Source organism: Streptomyces sparsus (assembly GCF_054776295.1).
In genome coordinates this window covers 1-1133 of sequence record NZ_BAAHCA010001082.1, presented here as the reverse complement: position 1 = coordinate 1133, position 1133 = coordinate 1, and the positions used below count along the sequence as shown (strand labels likewise).

Here is a 1133-nt window from a genome sequence, read left to right as displayed (position 1 = left end):
CGGGGACGACGGGCCGACCGGCACCGAGCGGATCGACCTGGACTGAAGGCTCCGCACGGGGCCCACGAGGGGCTCCGGAGCGGCCGAAGGGCCTTCCGGCCTCCGGTACGGTGGTCCCCACAGCGGGGACCGACCGAGTAACTGAGGGACATATGGGACTCACCATTGGCGTCGACATCGGCGGTACGAAGGTGGCTGCCGGCGTGGTCGACGAGGACGGCAACATCCTCAAGACCAGCAGGGTGCCGACCCCCCAGACAGCCGAGGGCGTGATCGACGGCATCGCCAACGCGGTCCGCGAGGCCAGCGCCGAGTACACGGTGGACGCGGTCGGTGTCGGCGCTCCCGGATACGTCGACGACAAGCGCGCCACCGTGCTCTTCACCCCGAACCTCAGCTGGCGCCACGAGCCGCTGAAGGACCGGGTGGAGCAGCGCATCGGGCTGCCCGTGGTCGTCGAGAACGACGCCAACGCCGCCGCCTGGGGCGAGTACCGCTTCGGCGCCGGTCAGGGCCACGGCGACGTCGTGTGCATCACGCTCGGCACCGGCCTCGGCGGCGGCATCATCATCGGCGGCAAGCTGCACCGCGGCCGGTTCGGGGTGGCCGCCGAGTTCGGCCACATCCGCATGGTCCCCGACGGTCTGCTGTGCGGCTGCGGCAACCAGGGCTGCTGGGAGCAGTACGCTTCCGGCAGCGCACTGGTCCGGTACGCCCGGCAGCGCGCCGCCGCCACCCCGGAGAACGCCGGCATCCTGCTCGGTCTCGGGGACGGCACCCCGGAGGGGGTGCAGGGCAAGCACGTCAGCGCCGCCGCCCGGCAGGGCGACCCGGTCGCCATCGACTCCTTCCGCGAGCTGGCCCGTTGGGCGGGCGCCGGTCTCGCCGACCTGGCCTCGCTGTTCGACCCCGGCGCGTTCATCGTCGGCGGCGGCGTCTCCGACGAGGGCGATGTGGTGCTCGACCCGATCCGGAAGTCCTACCGCCGCTGGCTGGTGGGCGGCAACTGGCGCCCGCAGGCGCAGGTGCTGGCCGCCCAGTTGGGCAACAAGGCCGGCATGGTCGGCGCGGCGGACCTCGCCCGCCAGGGCTGACCGGCCGCGCGGACGACGAGCGGCCGGCGCGTACCGGCC

The 1133-nt window shown here is 73.5% G+C and carries 1 protein-coding gene; it reads left to right on the top strand.

Going from position 1 to position 1133, the window contains the following annotated elements; genetic code table 11:
* Positions 1-152: 152 nt before the first annotated feature.
* Complete coding sequence (locus tag ACYVE9_RS26460; RefSeq protein WP_461030424.1) at positions 153-1094, top strand: ROK family glucokinase; 942 nt, start codon at positions 153-155, stop codon at positions 1092-1094.
* Positions 1095-1133: the final 39 nt, after the last annotated feature.